The 15,483-nt window shown below is 29.0% G+C and carries 15 protein-coding genes; 10 read left to right on the top strand and 5 right to left on the bottom strand.

The features are described 5' to 3' along the window. Positions 1-4: 4 nt before the first annotated feature. Genes lysS through EL235_RS02535 form a run of 5 tightly spaced genes read left to right on the top strand, consistent with a single transcriptional unit; the run spans position 5 to position 4,896 of the window. On the top strand, positions 5-1,507 hold the full coding sequence (gene lysS, locus EL235_RS02515) for a lysine--tRNA ligase (RefSeq protein ID WP_114640152.1): 1,503 nt from the start codon (positions 5-7) through the stop codon (positions 1,505-1,507). Beyond that, positions 1,508-2,749, top strand: a complete 1,242-nt coding sequence (locus EL235_RS02520) for a serine hydroxymethyltransferase (RefSeq protein ID WP_126340739.1) — start codon at positions 1,508-1,510, stop codon at positions 2,747-2,749. After that, entirely contained in the window at positions 2,746-3,291 is a 546-nt protein-coding gene (locus EL235_RS02525; RefSeq protein ID WP_126340740.1) for a DUF1882 domain-containing protein, read from the top strand. Before EL235_RS02520 ends, EL235_RS02525 begins: the two co-directional genes overlap by 4 nt. Positions 3,292-3,310: 19 nt before the next feature. Then, positions 3,311-4,117: an SPOR domain-containing protein gene (locus EL235_RS02530; RefSeq protein ID WP_114640154.1), complete on the top strand. Its 807-nt coding sequence runs from the start codon at positions 3,311-3,313 to the stop codon at positions 4,115-4,117. Next, complete coding sequence (locus tag EL235_RS02535; RefSeq protein ID WP_126340741.1) at positions 4,114-4,896, top strand: shikimate dehydrogenase; 783 nt, start codon at positions 4,114-4,116, stop codon at positions 4,894-4,896. The genes EL235_RS02530 and EL235_RS02535 overlap by 4 nt, the downstream gene beginning before the upstream one ends. Here EL235_RS02535 and dnaJ read toward each other — a convergent pair. Next, positions 4,893-6,014: a molecular chaperone DnaJ gene (dnaJ, locus tag EL235_RS02540; protein ID WP_126340742.1), complete on the bottom strand. Its 1,122-nt coding sequence runs from the start codon at positions 6,012-6,014 to the stop codon at positions 4,893-4,895. The two genes, EL235_RS02535 and dnaJ, sit on opposite strands and share 4 nt — an antisense overlap. 112 nt (positions 6,015-6,126) lie before the next feature. Here dnaJ and EL235_RS02545 point away from each other — a divergent pair, with 112 nt between their 5' ends. From EL235_RS02545 to EL235_RS02555, 3 genes are read left to right on the top strand one after another with little or no spacing between them, the layout of a single operon-like run. After that, on the top strand, positions 6,127-6,798 hold the full coding sequence (locus EL235_RS02545; protein WP_039625580.1) for a response regulator transcription factor: 672 nt from the start codon (positions 6,127-6,129) through the stop codon (positions 6,796-6,798). Next, positions 6,795-8,027, top strand: a complete 1,233-nt coding sequence (locus EL235_RS02550) for an ArsS family sensor histidine kinase (RefSeq protein WP_039625582.1) — start codon at positions 6,795-6,797, stop codon at positions 8,025-8,027. Before EL235_RS02545 ends, EL235_RS02550 begins: the two co-directional genes overlap by 4 nt. Before the next feature lies 1 nt (position 8,028). Continuing rightward, positions 8,029-8,601, top strand: a complete 573-nt coding sequence (locus tag EL235_RS02555) for a toprim domain-containing protein (RefSeq protein WP_126340743.1) — start codon at positions 8,029-8,031, stop codon at positions 8,599-8,601. Here EL235_RS02555 and EL235_RS02560 read toward each other — a convergent pair. The 3 genes from EL235_RS02560 to EL235_RS02570 are packed head-to-tail and all read right to left on the bottom strand — an operon-like array spanning position 8,588 to position 11,866. After that, entirely contained in the window at positions 8,588-9,610 is a 1,023-nt protein-coding gene (locus EL235_RS02560) for a hypothetical protein (protein WP_126340744.1), read from the bottom strand. The two genes, EL235_RS02555 and EL235_RS02560, sit on opposite strands and share 14 nt — an antisense overlap. After that, positions 9,607-11,400, bottom strand: coding sequence for an excinuclease ABC subunit UvrC (gene uvrC, locus EL235_RS02565; protein WP_126340745.1), 1,794 nt, complete (start codon positions 11,398-11,400; stop codon positions 9,607-9,609). Before uvrC ends, EL235_RS02560 begins: the two co-directional genes overlap by 4 nt. After that, positions 11,393-11,866 (bottom strand): hypothetical protein, encoded by a 474-nt coding sequence (locus EL235_RS02570; RefSeq protein WP_039625586.1) that lies wholly within the window; start codon positions 11,864-11,866, stop codon positions 11,393-11,395. Before EL235_RS02570 ends, uvrC begins: the two co-directional genes overlap by 8 nt. A gap of 134 nt (positions 11,867-12,000) precedes the next feature. Here EL235_RS02570 and nhaD point away from each other — a divergent pair, with 134 nt between their 5' ends. Together nhaD and guaA are read left to right on the top strand one after the other, a co-directional pair. Further along, positions 12,001-13,359 carry a sodium:proton antiporter NhaD gene (nhaD, locus tag EL235_RS02580; protein ID WP_039625587.1) on the top strand — a complete coding sequence of 453 codons (1,359 nt, stop codon included), beginning with the start codon at positions 12,001-12,003 and terminating at the stop codon, positions 13,357-13,359. A gap of 9 nt (positions 13,360-13,368) precedes the next feature. After that, positions 13,369-14,904, top strand: coding sequence for a glutamine-hydrolyzing GMP synthase (gene guaA / locus EL235_RS02585; RefSeq protein WP_126340746.1), 1,536 nt, complete (start codon positions 13,369-13,371; stop codon positions 14,902-14,904). On the opposite strand, the gene EL235_RS02590 is transcribed toward guaA, so the two are convergent. Beyond that, entirely contained in the window at positions 14,905-15,456 is a 552-nt protein-coding gene (locus EL235_RS02590) for a class I SAM-dependent methyltransferase (protein ID WP_039625589.1), read from the bottom strand. Between the last annotated feature and the right edge of the window lie 27 nt (positions 15,457-15,483).

Genomic DNA, 15,483 nt, shown 5'->3' on the forward strand with positions numbered 1-15,483 from the left:
TTTAATGTTTGATAATATTCTAGAGCAACAAAAAATTCAAAAAACACAAGAATTAAAAGAATTAGGGATCAACCCTTATCCGCACTTTTTAAAAAAAGAAATGAGCATAAGTGAATATAAAAGTAAATTTGCTTACATTAAAGATATGGAAAATCAGCGCGATGAAAATGTTCATGGAGTATTAGCAGGAAGATTAAAGCTTCTTAGGATAGCTGGTAAATCAGTATTTGCTAATATAGAAGATGAGCAAGATAATCTGCAAATTTATTTTAATCAAAATATTTTAGGGGAAGAATACTTTGCTATTTTAAAAAAATATCTTGAAGTAGGAGATATTGTTTTGGTTAAAGGTTTCCCTTTTATGACTAAAACAGGAGAATTCAGTCTTCATGTAGAACAAATTCAAATAGCTACAAAAGCCATAGTGCCTTTACCGGAAAAATATCATGGTTTGACAGATATTGAGCAAAGATATAGAAAAAGATATCTTGATATGATTATGAATAGTGAGGTGAGAAAAGATTTTATTTTACGTTCTAAAATCGTTTCTTATATTAGATCTTTTTTTGATAATAAAGGATTTTTGGAAGTTGAAACTCCTATGATGCATCCTATTGCAGGGGGGGCAAATGCAAAGCCTTTTGTGACTTATCACAATGCTTTAGGGGTGGAAAGATTTTTAAGAATAGCTCCAGAATTATATCTAAAACGTCTGATTGTAGGTGGTTTTGAGGCGGTTTATGAGATTAATAGATGTTTTAGAAATGAAGGGATGGATTTAACGCACAATCCTGAATTTACTACAATTGAATTTTATTGGGCTTATCATAATTATCATGATTTAATGGATTTAACAGAAGAGCTTTTTGCTATGCTTTTAGATAAGTTAAATTTAGATAAAAAACTTGAATTTGATAAAAAAATAATTGATTTTTCTAAGCCATTTGAAAGAATTACTTATAAAGACGCATTAAAAAAATATGGTGGTTTAGATGATGAGCTTATTAACAATAAAGAATTAATCTTAGTAAAGCTAAAAAAAGACGGCTTTGAGGCTAATGAAAAATTAGAATTAGGTCATTTACAAGCTGAACTTTTTGATAATTATGTTGAAGATAAATTGATTGATCCTACTTTTGTGATAGATTTTCCTATTTCTATAAGTCCTTTATCTAGAAGAAGTGATAAAGATAAAGATATTGCTGAAAGATTTGAGTTGTTTATCGCAGGTAGAGAAATTGCTAATGGATTTAATGAGCTTAATGATCCACTAGATCAATATGAAAGATTTTTAAAGCAAATTGAAGCAAAAAATGCAGGCGATGAAGAAGCATGTGAAATGGATGAAGATTTTGTTAATGCGCTAGGTTATGCTATGGCGCCAACTGCAGGTCAAGGCATAGGAATAGATAGATTGGTTATGCTTTTAATTAATAAAAAATCAATTCGTGATGTAGTGCTTTTCCCAGCTATGAGACCACTTAAAAATGAGATAAAAGGAGAGTAAATGTTGGAAAATTTTGATAAAGAAATTTTTGATTTAACCCAAAAAGAGTTAGCAAGACAATGCGATGGTCTTGAAATGATAGCAAGTGAAAATTTTACCATACCAGAAGTTATGGAGGTAATGGGTAGTATTTTAACAAATAAATATGCAGAAGGCTATCCTGGTAAAAGATATTATGGTGGATGCGAATTTGTAGATGAGATTGAAACGATTGCTATAGAAAGATGTAAAAAACTTTTTAATTGTAATTTTGCCAATGTACAACCTAGTTCAGGTTCACAAGCAAATCAGGGTGTGTATATGGCATTATTAAATCCTGGTGATAGAATTTTAGGTATGGATTTAAGCCATGGAGGACACTTAACTCATGGTTCTAAAGTAAGTTCTTCTGGAAAGGTTTATGAAAGCTTTTTTTATGGAGTTGAGCTTGATGGAAGAATTGATTATGATAAAGTTAGAGAGATAGCAAAAGAAGTTAAGCCAAAACTTATTGTTTGTGGTGCTAGTGCTTATCCTAGGGTGATCGATTTTGCTAAATTTAGAGAAATAGCAGATGAGGTTGGTGCGTACTTGTTTGCCGATATTGCACATATTGCAGGTTTGGTTGTAGCGGGTGAGCATCCTAGTCCATTCCCTTATGCTCATGTTGTAAGTTCTACTACACATAAAACTTTAAGAGGTCCAAGAGGTGGTATTATTATGTGCAATGATGAAGAAATTGCTAAAAAGATTAATTCTGCAATTTTCCCAGGCATTCAAGGTGGTCCATTAATGCATGTAATTGCTGCTAAGGCGGTTGGGTTTAAATATAATTTAAGCAATGAGTGGAAAATTTATGCTAAGCAAATTATTAAAAATACTGCTACTTTGGCACAAGTTTTAATAGATAGAAAATATGATTTAGTAAGCGGTGGTACTGATAATCATTTGATTTTATTAAGCTTTTTAAATAAAGATTTTAGTGGTAAAGATGCGGATTTGGCACTAGAAAGAGCAGGTATTACAGCTAATAAAAATACTGTTCCAGGTGAAACTAGAAGCCCTTTTGTAACGAGTGGTTTAAGACTTGGAACAGCAGCTTTGACAGCAAGAGGTTTTAAAGAAGAGCAAATTACTATTGTTGCAAATTATATAGCTGATATTTTAGATGATATACAAAATACAAAATTACAAGAGGAAGTTAAGGTTAAACTGAAGGATTTAGCAAGTAATTTTATTATATATGAAAGGGCTTTATTTTGATTACAACAATGGATTTAGCTTTAATTAAAATGGTTACAAGCCATTATTATATAAAGCGTGATACTATAGTAAATAAATATGAATACAAGGGCAGAATTTTCTTTGATAAATTTGAAAAAGTTAATTCTCCATTAACCGCTAGTGTTATACAAGAGCATATGGAAAAAAAGATAATCGTGGCACACTCCTTGATTAATAGTTTTGATAAGGTTGAAAATATTGTATTTGATTATAATGGTTTTAATGCGGAGCGTTTTTGGCATAGAGCGCAGCTTGTATTAAGAGAAGAAGGTTTTATTAATTTTACTGCTTATAGAACAAGAACTAATAATCATTTACATTTGTATATTCATAAAGGACATACAACCTTTAATGAGGCTTGTTCTTTGGGTTCAAAATTATCTTTACTTTTTTCCCAAAAAATGCCTGTAGAGTGGAAAGTTTTTCCTAGTATGGATATACCTAGAGAATTTAATATATTAACTTTGCCTTACGAAGTATATCAAAAAGAACGTGGTGCTTCTTGGTCTAAACATATGTAATTTTTTGAAAGGATGAAAAATGGAAGAAAACAATAAAAACGAATTTGATGATATTATTTTACAAAAAAGTAATAAAAGCGAAAAACTTAAAAAAATTTTACTTAGATCGATTATTTTAATCATTGTATTTTTAGTTGTTATGATAGCAATGAAGCTAATTAATGATCCAGGTGAAGAAAAAACATTACAAATTCCATCAGAACCACAAGAGCAAGCTGCTTATGAAAATAATTTTAATTCTTTGCCTATTACAGATAGTGCTAAAGAAGAGGATGAATTTGAAGCTTTAGCTAGAAAATTAAAAGAAGAGAGTTCTTTGAGTGATACAAATACTACTATAGAAGAAAAACAAGAAGTTCCAAACAATAGTGTGTTAGATCAAATTACTACAATAGAATCAAAAGAAGAACCAGCTAAGATGGAAGAAAAACAAGAAGAGATTAAACCTATAGAAAAATCTATAGAAAAACCGATTCAAAAACCTTCTGAAAAACAAAAAAATAACATAATTGAGCAACAAAAAGCTTCAGAGCAAAGTAATACAAACGAATTATTTGAAAGTATAAAAACACCAAATGTTCAAACACAACTTCCTTCAGGTGCTTATATTCAAGTTTTTTCTTTAAATAGTTTAGATCCTAAATCAAAAGAATTAAATATACTTAAAGAAAATGGATATGATTATAAAATTTATAAAACAACAGTAAACGGCAAAGAGCTAACGAAAGTTTTAGTTGGACCTTATAAAGAGAGTGAATTAAAGGCTGAATTAGAAAAAGTACGCTCTAAAATTGCAAAAGGTGCTTTTACGTTCAGAGTAAAATGAAAACTTTTGCAGTTATAGGAGATCCTATTATGCATTCTAAATCTCCAAGAATGCATAATAATGCCTTGCAAACCCTAAAAAAAGATGCAGTATATACAAGATATCATTTAACAGATAAAACAAAATTAAAAGAAGTTGTTCAAAAGTTAGATGGAGCTAATATCACCATACCTTTTAAGGAGGTAGCTTGTAAAATTGCTGATTTCAAAGATGAAAGCGTTATGCATATAGGCTCTGCTAATACTTTATTAAATAAAGATAATAAAATTTATGCTTATAATACAGATTATCTAGGATTTTTAAAAGCGATTGAAGATTTTTCTTTTGTTGAAAATACCTTGATCTTGGGTGCTGGAGGTACAGCCAAGGCTTTGGCATATGCTTTAAAATCTAAGAATATTAAAGTTACAGTAGCAAATCGTTCTAGTGCTAGATTTGAAAATTTAGCCAGCTATCCATGTTTTTTATATAATCAACTTGAGTTAAATGAAAAATTTGATTTAATTATTAATACAACTAGTGCAGGCTTAAATGATGAAAATTTACCCTGTAAAGAAGAGATTTTAAAAGGCATTTTTCGACAAGCAAGATATGTCTTTGATGTGATTTATGGTAAACACACACCTTTTTTAAAATTAGCAAAAGAAAATAACTTAAAAACAAAAGATGGTATGCAAATGCTTTTATGGCAGGGTGTTTTTGCTTTTGAGTTGTTTTTAGAATGTCAAAAAACAGAGGAAATTTTTAAAGCCATGGAGTCGGCTTTAAAATTTCCTTAATGACTAAACCAAGATTTTATTTTATCAAGCAAGCTTTCCTGTTCTATAAAGGCTTCCTCATCTATTAAGCCAAAACTTTTTTCAAGCTCTAATAATAGATTTTTTTGTTCTTCAGTGAGAGTTTTTGGAAATTTTATTTCAATTTGTACAATATGAGAGCCCAGTTTTCCACTATGAATATTTTTAACACCTTCATTGGCTAACTCAAATTTTTGCTTATCCTTTGCACCTACTGGAAGCTTAAGATCAGCCTCTCCTCTTATAGTAGAAACTTTAATAGTCTTGCCAAGAGCAGCTTGGGTAAAAAATACAGGTACTATGGTATAAATATCATCATCATGCCTGATAAATTTATCATCATCTTCTATAATGATTTTAATATACAAATCACCTCTTTGAGAAGAATTTGGAAGTTCGTTGGCTTTGTTTTGCACTCTAAGACTCATACCGCTATCTATGCCTTCTGGTATATCAAGTTCTATGTAATCTTTGATTTCTTCATAACCATTGCCATGGCATACCTTGCATTTATCTTTTATAATGTGACCATTTCCTTTGCAATGATTGCAAGTTTGTACAAAAGTCATAAAACCTTGTCTAACACCAACTTGACCTTTTCCGTTGCAATGAGGACAAGTATCTAGTTTTCCATTTTCTGAACCACTTCCTTTGCATGATTTGCAAAAGCTTTTATAGGTAAAATCAATTTTTTTCTTGCAGCCAAATATAGCTTCTTTAAAACTAATTTTTGTTGCTATTTTTAGATCGTGGGGATATCTGTTTTCTTTTTCTTTTTTACGCCCTGAGTTCCCAAAACCAAATCCTTCTCCAAAAAAGCTTGAAAATATATCTCCTAAATCAACATCTCCAAAACCGCTAAATCCACTTGCTTGTCCTTTAAGTCCTTCTTTTCCATATCTATCATATATACTTCTTTTTTCATCATTGCTAAGTATTTCATAAGCCTCATTAACAAGTTTAAATTTTTCTTCAGCTTCTTTATCTCCTTGGTTTCTATCAGGATGATATTTTAATGCCATTTTTCTATAAGCTTTTTTTATGGTCTCTTTATCTGAAGTTTGAGAAATTTCTAATATTTCATAATAATTAAGTTCCACTTTTTTCCTCTCTTGAAAAATTAATATTGTAATTTTAGCAAAAAAATAAATGAATAATTAAATTATGTGTTATAATATTAAGTTTATAATACATTTTCAAGAAGGATAGATAATGATTAATGTTTTAATGATTGAAGATGATCCAGATTTTGCAGAATTTTTAGCAGAATATTTAGCCCAGTTTAATATAAAAGTTACTAATTATGAAGATCCGTATTTAGGGATGAGTGCTGGTATAAAAAATTATGATTGTTTGATTCTTGACTTAACTTTACCTGGACTTGACGGTCTTGAAGTTTGTCGTGAAATAAGAGAAAAATACAGCATTCCTATTATTATTTCTTCGGCTAGAAGTGATTTGAGTGATAAAATCGTAGGGCTTCAAATAGGTGCGGATGATTATTTGCCAAAACCTTATGATCCAAAAGAGATGCATGCAAGAATCATGAGTTTAATTCGTCGCTCAAAGCGTGTAAATGAAACTCCTGAAAAAATAATCAATTCAGCATTTAAAATTGATGAAAAAAGACATGAAATTAGTTATAATGAAGAAGTTTTAGTTTTAACACCAGCTGAGTATGAAATTTTGAGTTATATGATAAGACAACATGGATTTTCAGTCAGTAGGGAGCAACTTGTATATCATTGCAAGAGTTTAAAAGATAAGGATTCTAAAAGTTTAGATGTGATTATTGGTAGACTTAGAACTAAAATTGGTGATAGTTCAAAAGCGCCAAAACATATTTTTTCAGTTAGAGGAATAGGATATAAATTAATAGGATGAAAATAACTATTAATCTTAAGATTACAGTTCTTTTTGCAACTGCATTTTTATTTGTTTGTGCTTTGTTTGTGCTTTTGGGTAAGGTTCAAATAGATTCTTATTTAACTAATGAGCAAAGTAGGCAAAAAGAAATTGCAGAAAAAATAATATATAACTTAGAAAGAAAAGAAGGCTTCTCAATACATGATTATCTTCTTTCTAAGTCTTTTAAATTAGTTGAAAACGAGCGTAATATAAAACATATCGTTGCAAAAGGTGAAAAAGTACTTAGGGTTAATTCCTCATATGGAAGTTTTTCTTCCATTATTTACCATAATCAAATTTTTTTTTATGTAGAACAGCTTAAGGCAAAATATCTTTACGAGTTAAATGCTTCGGCACGTCTTGAATATCTATTTTTATTAAGTTTCTTTTTTAGTTTGATTTTGATTATATTTTTATATTTTTCAGTATTAAGATCTTTAATGCCTTTAAAAATTTTAAAAAAGAAAATTAAAAATATCAGCACAGGTAAGATTGAACCTCTATCTGAGTATTCTCAGATTAATGATGAAATTTCTGAAATTTCTTTTGAATTTGATCACGCTATTAATAAAATTCAAGAACTTGTAAAATCAAGACAATTTTTCTTAAGAATGATTATGCATGAACTTAAAACACCTATTGGAAAAGGTAGGATAGTTTGTGAAATGCTAGATAATCAAAAACAAAAAGATCGTTTGGTGGCAATTTTTGAAAGACTTGAATTATTAATAGATGAATTTGGAAAGATTGAAAAAGTCTTATCAAGAAATTGTCAGCTTAATTTACAAACTTATCATCTGAGTTTGATTTTGGAACAGGCTGAAGATTATTTAATGAGAGATGACTTTTATCAAAAAGTAAAGATAATCTATAAAGAGGATGCTATGATGGTTGCTGATTTGGAGCTCTTTTCTTTAATGCTTAAAAATCTAATTGATAATGCCATTAAATACTCAACTGATAAAGCTTGCGAAATTATATGTTCTGGAGATTATATAATTGTCAAAAATAAAGGAATTCAGCTTAAAAAAACTTTTGATTATTATTTAAAACCATTTGTAAGAGAGCAAAATACTCAAGTTGAGGGTATGGGACTGGGTCTTTATATTATTAATAATATTTGCAATCTTCATGGTTACAATCTAACCTATAGTTATGAAGATGGTTATCATACTTTCAAAATTGTTTTTTCAAGGTTGAAATGATTTGAAAGGCTTAGAAAAATTTAATGAGTTAGTAGCTGCTTTTTCTGCCTTGCCTACTATAGGAAAAAAATCTGCTTTAAGACTTGCATATCATGTTTGTATAAAAGATCCTTTGTTAGGTTCTAAGCTTGCTTATCATATTGAAGAATCTATAAGAATGATAAAAAAATGCACACAATGTGGAGCTTTAAGTGAAAATGAATTATGTGAAGTTTGTTCTAATATAGAAAGAAATCATAATATTATCTGCATAGTGCAAGATTCTAAAGATGTCCTGGTTTTAGAAGATAGTGGAAGTTATAATGGGCTTTATTTTGTGCTTGATGATACAAGTGAGGAAAATATTGTAAAATTAAGAATTATGATTGAGCGTAATAAAACCACAGAAGTATTTTTTGCTTTTACACAAGGTTTAAATTCTGATGCTATTGTTTTTTTTATAGAAGAAAAATTAAAAGATTTAAATTTAAGTTTTTCGCAAATAGCTCAAGGTATTCCAAGTGGTGTGAGTTTAGAAAATGTTGATTTTATATCTTTGCATAAAGCTATAAATCATAGAACTAAGCTTGATTAATATATTTTTTTAATAATGCCAACCATTCATTTTTGTTAATATCACTTAAGATTATATTGGCAAAATCACAGCTTTTAACTCTATTTTTGGAAAAAAGTAAAATGGTATTTTGTGGATTTTTTGTTTTATATTCTTGCAAAATTTGATTAATATGTATAAGATCAAATTTTATAACTTCATAATCTATTAAAGTCAATTTGAAATTTAATTGTAATGCTTTTTTAAAATCACTTAAATTATTTACAGCTTGGTTGTTTTGGCAAAATTGATTGGTTATATTTAAAATAAGATCATTTTCAAAGCTTGTGGATTTAAAAATCAAAACATTATAAGAAATTCTTTTTTTGTAAGCTTCTTGTGTAAAATTGGCGTTTAGAAAATTAATAATATCTTCAGCACAAATTTTAGTAAAAGTAAAATTTAAAATATCATCAACCTTTTCTTTTGAGATAATAAAGCTAAATTTCTTTTCCTTGTAATCATTTGTGATTTCACTACTAATTCCTATATTTGATAATATGCATTGTAAAAGAAAATTTTCAACAACATTGTTGTTTATAATACCTACATGTATATTTTCAAAACAATCATTTACTGGAATTTTATTGCAGTGATATTGTCGTAAAATTGGTTTTAGTGTGTATAAATTATCTGTTTGTAGATAGTTTAAACCTTGAGTAAGATATTGAAAATCTTTTTGCATAAGTTGATTTTGTAATTTTTGATCTTGTAGTTGTTTATTGATTAAATCAAATGATAGTTTTAAATTTTCGTTTAATTCTTTCAAAGAATTTGATTTTGGCAGAGAAAGATATTTTTCAATTTCTTGGGTTGAAATTTTATTTTTTTTGATTTTTTGATTTTTTAAGATTATATAAACACATGCAATGATAAAAATCAAAATACCAACAAAGGTATAAATGAAGAATAGTTTTTGATCAATAGGATATAAAAAATAATAATTTAAAAAACATAAAATTAAAGTCAAAAGACTAATAAATAATATCATAAATTTTCCTTAATTAATTTAGCTATTTTTATATTGGAAAGTGATTTTAATTCATCAAAATTAGCTTTGCTAATCTCATCAAAGCTACCATAATAATCTAAAAATTTTTTAATATATCCTTGAGAAATTCCAAGTTGTATTAGCTTGGAGCTTTGCAAATCTTGTTTTCTTTTTGTTTTTTGATGAAAACTAATTGCAAAGCGATGTGCTTCATCGCGTAATTTTTGCAAAAATTGTAATTTTTTATCATCAGTGGAAAGTTGAATTTTACCTTCTTGGGTATAAATTTTATCCTTTGCGCTTCCTTTTGCTCTATAAGCTTTTGTATCTATTTTTTCTTTAGAAATCGCTAAAATATCCACATTTGCTCCAGAACTTTTAATGATATCATTTGCTAACTTTAATAAAGCATCTCCCCCATCAATTAACCATAAATCAGGTGGAGGATTTTTATTAAATGACATAGCTCTTTTACTAAGAGTTTGAAGCATTTGATCATAATCATTTTTATAGGATAAATGGTAGTGCCTATAAGAGCTTTTATCAAATTTTCCATCTTTATAGGCTACTAAAGCACCGACATTTGCTTCACCTTGCATATGGGAATTATCAAAAATTTCTATATAATTAGGATAATTTTGTAGGTTAAAAAATTCTTTTAATTCTTTTAAAAATAAATAATCATCACTCTTTAAGTGTTTTTGTATGTTTATTTTTGCATTTTCTAATGCAAGTTGGCACAAGGCTTTTTTTTCACCAAGTTTTGGAGTCTTAAGGTGAAATTTTCTAGAAAATCTCTCACTAAGTAAATTTTGCAAAAGGTTCATATCTTCAAATTCTTCATGTGTATAGATTTGGGTTGAATTTATTGGACTATCTTGGGTGTAATTTTCTAATATATATTGCTTATATATTGCATTTAAGTCAAACTCATCTTGATGATTTAGGGTTAATACTTTATGGTTTGAGCTAATTATCCTGCCATTATTTATAACAAAACGCACCATAGAGAGTATATTTGCTTCATGGTATATGGCAAAAACATCAAAATCTTCTAATTTTGCAAGATCTATTTGTATTTTTACACTTAAATCTTCTATTGTTTTGATTTGATCTCTTATAATAGCCGCTTCTTCGTAGTTTTCGTTTTTTGCATATTCAAGCATTTTATTTTCTAAATTTTTTGTTAAAGATAGAGGGTTTAAAAGAGCTTGAGTGGCCTTTTGGATAATTTTTTCATATTCTTGTTTAGAGATTTTTTGCTCACATGGTCCTTTGCAACGCTTGATTTGGTAAAAAAGACAAAGTTCTTTGCAAGATTTTTTTTGTCTTAGTTCAAATGATAAATACAAAGCATTTAAAAGTTCTTTTGCTCCTTTAAAAAACGGACCAAAATATTTTATTTTGTTTTTTTTGATGATTTTTCTTGTAATTTCAAATCTAGGAAATTCTTCATTTAAATCTATATAAATATAAGGGTAGGTTTTATCATCTCTTAATAATATATTATATTTTGGATGAAGTTGTTTTATAAAAGAATTTTCTAGTATTAAAGCATCGGCCTCACTTTTTGTAGTGATAAATTCTAAATGATGCGTTTGGTTAATCATTTTTTGAATTCTTAAGCTATTGTTAGGATTTGGGCAAAGATTTGGACTGAAATTAAAATAACTTCTAACACGATTTTTTAAATTTTTAGCCTTACCTACATATAAAAGCTTACCTTGTATATCAAAATACTGATATACGCCTGGTAAATTAGGCAAAGTTTTAAGTTCATTTTCAAGCATTTTTTATAAGTTTTCGCAGTTCTTCAAATTTATTGTATAAAATAGGATTTTTAAAATGGTTTTTAAAATTTCCATTAGAAAGTTCTAGATGAGTTTTTTTATGTTCAACAAAAATACTATTATTGGATATAAAGTTTTTATCGCTAAGTATTTTTATATTTTTTACTTTTGCAAAATTACTCATTGGCTTGGCTAAAGTATAGTTTTTTATGAGACTTTTAATTATTTTTTTGGTATTATCGTGATTAAGCTCCATATATGCAATGTGGTGTTTAACTAAAATAATCAAAGTATCGTTTTTTATAAAGAGTTTAGTAATCATTTGTCGGTGATTATGGTTAAACAAATTTAAAAACTCTTTATATTGTAAAAGTGCTTTTAAAGGTCTATAATGTTTATATTTTTCAGAATTGGCAAATACATCGATAATATAACGACATGTTTTAATTTTCTTTTTAACTTCCATTTAATTATTTTAGCATTTTTTTTATTAATATTTTTAAATGCTTGTGGATATAAGGATACTCCTTTTTATGAAATAAAAGATAATAACGGTAGCATAAAAGAAATTAAAAAATTCCAATCTTTGGAGAGTGAAATATGAGTAGAATACTTTTTTTGCTTTGCTTTGGTGTAAATTTTTTGCTGGCAAGTCAAACTCATGAGTTAAATTTAGCTTTTAGTGTTTTAGGTGTAGGTGTTTTGACAATTTTTATATTAGGTTATTATTTTATTGCAGCGGAAGAAAAATATCATATAAATAAAACAAAACCTGCTTTATTTATAGGAACTTTTTCTTTTATCATTATTGGCATATACATGGTAATGAACGATTTGGATACTCAAATACTTGAAGAGAGTGTTAATCATCTTATTTTAGAAATTGCACAAATTGTCTTTTTCTTAATAGCTGCTATGACTTTTATAGAAGCCTTGATAGAAAGATCAGTTTTTGAAACTTTAAAATACAAACTTGTAAGCAAGGGTTATACCTATAGAAAGTTATTTTGGTTAACAGGCATTTTGGCTTTTTTTATCTCTCCAATAGCAGATAATCTTACAACTGCTTTGATTTTATCTACTGTGCTTTTAACCATAGATAAGCATAACAAAGAATTTTTAATTCCAGGTGCTATAAATATTGTCGTTGCGGCTAATGCTGGTGGAGCTTGGTCGCCTTTTGGGGATATTACCACTTTGATGGTTTGGACAGCAAAAAAAGCTACATTTTTTGAATTTTTTGCTCTTTTTCCAGCTTCTTTTATTGGTTGGCTGCTTACTGCTTATTTGCTATCGCGTTATGTACCTAATATTCAACCAAATTTTCACAAAGATAACCTAGAACAAGTAGAAATTAAACCAGGCGGTAAGGTTTTTATTGTGCTTGGTTTTTTAACTATAGCTTTGGCGGTATTTATTCATAGTATTTGTGATTTACCTGCAATGTGGGGTATGATTTTTGGTCTTTCATTGCTTAGCTTGTATATGTATTTTTTCAATAAAAAACAAGGTAAAAAAGATTTAAATATTTTTCATTATATGACACGTATAGAGATGGATACTTTATTATTTTTCTTTGGTATTTTATCTGCTGTTGGTGCTTTACATTTTGTCGGCTGGCTTGCATATGCTTCCGATCTCTATGTAAAATTTGGAGCTACTAGTATTAATATAGGCGTAGGATTTTTATCTGCTATTGTAGATAATGTTCCAGTTATGAGTGCGGTATTAAAAGCAAATCCAAGTATGGATGATACCCAATGGCTTTTAGTAACTCTTACGGCAGGAATAGGGGGGTCTTTGATAAGCTTTGGTTCAGCAGCTGGAGTAGGAGTAATGGGCAAAATGAAAGGAATTTATACTTTTAATGCTCATTTAAAATATGCATGGACAATTTTGGTTGGTTATATAATATCTATTATAGTTTGGTATGTACAATTTCAATTGTTAAATTTATAAAGGAGTTAGATGAAAAAAGCAGATATTTTAGTTTTGGACTTTGGTTCACAATATACACAACTCATTGCTAGAAGATTAAGAGAACAAGGTGTGTATGCGGAAATTTTACCTTTTAATGTAAGTTTAGATGAGATTAAGGCTAAAGAACCCAAAGGTATTATTTTAAGTGGTGGACCAGCTAGTGTATATGCAAATGATGCTTATTTTTGCGATAAAGGTATTTTTGATTTAAATATACCAGTTTTAGGAATATGCTATGGTATGCAACTTATGGCGCATCATTTTGGAGCAAATGTTGCTCCAGCAGGTCATAAAGAATATGGTAAGGCGACTATAGATATTCAAAATGATAGCGATTTGTTTAAAAATTTACCTAAAAAGCAAACAGTATGGATGAGCCATTCTGATAAAGTAGAGAATTTACCACAAGGTTTTGATGTTTTAGCAACTAGTGAAAATAGTCCATTTTGTGTGTTTGGAGATGAGAAGCGTAAATTTTTTGCTTTACAATTCCATCCTGAAGTGCAACATAGTGAATTTGGAAAAAGTATCTTGAAAAATTTTGCTAAATATGCATGTAATTGTGATAGTGTATGGAATATGGGATCTTTTGCAAAAACTCAAGCACAGAAAATCAAAGAAGAAGTAGGAAATGATAAAGTTCTTTGTGCGGTAAGTGGCGGTGTTGATAGTAGCGTGGTGGCTGCATTGTTAGCAAGTGCAATAAAAGATCAAGTTGTAGTAGTTTTTGTTGATAATGGTCTTTTAAGAAGTGGCGAGAAAGAACAAGTTGAGTATATGTTTAGACACACTTTGGGCATTGATCTAATTAGTATCGATGCTAGAGAAACTTTCTTAAGTCGTTTAGCAGGAGTGAGGGATCCTGAGCAGAAAAGAAAAATCATAGGGAATACTTTTATAGAGGTTTTTGAGGAAGAAGCTAAAAAACATAAAGATGTAAAATATCTAGCACAAGGGACTTTATATACTGATATTATTGAAAGCTCTGTTGTAGGAGCTAGTAAAACCATAAAATCTCATCATAATGTGGGTGGCTTACCTGAAAAGATGAATTTAAAACTTATCGAACCTTTAAAAGAAATTTTTAAAGATGAGGTAAGAGCTTTGGGAATGGAGCTTGGTTTAAGTAAAGATGTAGTTTATCGCCACCCTTTTCCAGGGCCAGGTCTTGCTATACGCATAATGGGCGAGGTAAATGAGTCTAGTTTAGAGCTTCTAAGAAAGGCAGATGTTATTTTGATTGAAGAATTAAAAAGTAGTGGTTGGTATGATAAGACTTGGCAAGCTTTTTGTGTGCTTTTAAACGTGCAAAGTGTTGGTGTAATGGGGGATAATAGAACTTATGATAACGCAGTTTGTGTGCGCGTGGTTAATGCAAGTGATGGTATGACTGCAACTTTTTCTCATTTACCTTATGAATTATTAGAAAATATTTCACGCCGTATTATTAATGAAGTAGAAGGAATTAATCGCGTGGTATATGATATTTCTAGCAAGCCACCAGCAACGATTGAATGGGAATGATTATTTAGTGCAAAAATATACAAAAGCAGGGGGAAGATTTTGCCAAATGATAGGCGAGATTTCTACCTTGCTAAAGGTGGTAAAAAGTTTTTTCTTAAAAGCTTTTCCTTTTGGAGTTGGGAGTATATAAGCAAAAGTTGCAAAACAGCCATTTTTCTCTAAAGCATCATGAATAGATTTTAATAACAAATCTTGTTCTTTGGAATTTAATAAAGCCCAAGGAATTCCTGAGATAATCAAATCTACGCTATTGATTGCTCTTTTTTCTAGCATATTGGCTAAAAATTCTGCCGAGTTTATCTCTATATCTATATTTTTTATATTTTGTTTTAATTTTTTTGCCATGTGAGGGTTGATTTCAACGGCAAAGAATCTTGCATTATGATTTTTTTGTTTGAGAATATATTTTGTAAAACTTCCCGTACCAGGACCTATTTCAATGATGTTTTTTGCGTGTTGAACATGAGAAGTTATAAGCTTACTTAACTTTTTAGAGCTTGCGCAAAATGCTCCTGTTTGTTTTGGATTTTTAAAATATTGATATAAAAACATAAATAAAATACCTAAAGATGTTTATTT

Origin of the sequence: Campylobacter lari, from assembly GCF_900638335.1 — a bacterium.
Taxonomy (GTDB): Bacteria; Campylobacterota; Campylobacteria; order Campylobacterales; family Campylobacteraceae; genus Campylobacter_D; species Campylobacter_D lari_E.